General features: G+C 66.4%; 2 protein-coding genes. Both read right to left on the reverse strand.

Translation table 11 applies throughout. The features are described from left to right. Positions 1–323 precede the first annotated feature (323 nt). Positions 324–1,094: an SDR family oxidoreductase gene (locus WCB02_RS38115; protein ID WP_423967236.1), complete on the reverse strand. Its 771-nt coding sequence runs from the start codon at positions 1,092–1,094 to the stop codon at positions 324–326. A gap of 29 nt (positions 1,095–1,123) precedes the next feature. Then, positions 1,124–1,502, reverse strand: a 379-nt coding sequence (locus WCB02_RS38120; protein WP_423967238.1) for an alpha/beta fold hydrolase, incomplete at its 5' end; no start/stop codon positions are given.

The raw sequence follows: 1,502 nt of genomic DNA on the forward strand, positions 1-1,502 counted from the left end.
GGCCAGCCCCTCCGCCGCATCCGCAGCAAGACGGCCGAGGCCGAGGACGTCGGAGAGCGAAACGACGGCGGTGGTCTTCGGCATGGGAAACTCCATTCGACTTCGCGCGAAGAACAAATCTAATCCCGCCTGGCCATCCGAGCAAACTGATCTTGGCGCAATATTCAAGAATCTCGCAACCACGTAACTGGCAATCACTGAAGCGCTCGGCCAAGCCCAGTCTCAAGGAGTTGCTGCTCGCCCATTTCGCGCGAGGCGAATTGAACGTTCCCGAGCGAGGCGGTCGGCGACGGCGCGCGCCTCCCAAAATGGCGTCCGCCGCGTCAGATGGACTTCACCTCGCCGCCGTCCATGCGGAGGCTAGAGCCGGTCATCCAGCGGGCGCCGGGCGACACCAGGAAAGCCATCAGTTCGGCGATCTCCTCCGGTTCGCCGTAGCGGGCGATGCCGGCTTCCTTCGGGAAATTGGCCGTCGCCTCCTCGACCGTCATGTTGTGCAGCGGCGCCCAGTGCTCGAGATAGGAGCGGCGGCGGCCGGTCATCACCGGACCGGGCAGGACGCTATTGACCTGGACCCCATCGGCGACGCCGCGATCCGAGAACGCCTTCGCCAGCGCGACAATGGCGGCGTTGATCGTACCCACGGCCGCGTAAGGCGCCTTCGGAAACAGGGCCGAATTGCCCGACATCAGGACCACGGCGCCCTTGGCCGCCTTCAACGCCGGCCATGCGGCGATCGTCAGCCGCCGCGCGCCGTGCAGCTTCAGCGCCAGGCCGCCTTCCCACTGGGCGTCGGTCATCTCGAAGAGGTCGATCTGCGGCACGGCGCCGGCGATGTTGAGCAAAGCATCGATCCGACCGAATGCGGCCAACGCCCGATCGACCACGGCCTGGGCGGCGCCAGGCTGGGCGAGGTCGATATCGACGACCACCGCTTCGGCGCCGGCGGTCTTCACCGCCTTCGCCGTCTCATCCAGATTGGCCCGGTCGCGCGCGACGAGGACGAGCGCCGAAAAGTCGCGCGCGAGCCGGATGGCCGTCGCCCGGCCGATGCCCTGGCTCGCGCCGGTGACGATGGCGACTGACTTCGCCATGCAGCCCCTCCGTGTTTTCGATAACGGGGTCAGCGAGGAAGGAAGTCGCGAATGGCCGCCGCGATCTCCGCGGCATGCGTCTCGAGCGCGAAATGTCCGGCATCGAAGAAGCGGACGACCGCGCTCGGGATGTCGCGCTTGAACGCCTCGGCGCCCGGCGGCAGGAAGAACGGATCGTTCTTGCCCCACACCGCCAGCAAGGGCGGCTTATGGGTGCGGAAATACTGCTGGAAGGTCGGATAGAGCGCGACGTTGCTCTTATAGTCGCCCATCAGGTCGAGCTGCACCTCCGCCACGCCGGACCGGGAGAGGTAGAAATTGTCGAGCGAGTAGCCGTCCGGGGAGACCCTCGTGGGATCGGGTGCGCCATGCGTGTACTGCCAGACGGTCGTCTCCGGCTTGAGGAAC

This window comes from Bradyrhizobium sp., assembly GCF_049581145.1.
In the GTDB taxonomy this organism is placed as follows: Bacteria; Pseudomonadota; Alphaproteobacteria; order Rhizobiales; family Xanthobacteraceae; genus Bradyrhizobium.

Bases quoted from the DNA above. Each gene is read 5' to 3' on its own strand.
- WCB02_RS38115 (WP_423967236.1), bottom strand. From the start codon at position 1,094: ATGGCGAAGTCAGTCGCCATCGTCACCGGCGCGAGCCAGGGCATCGGC.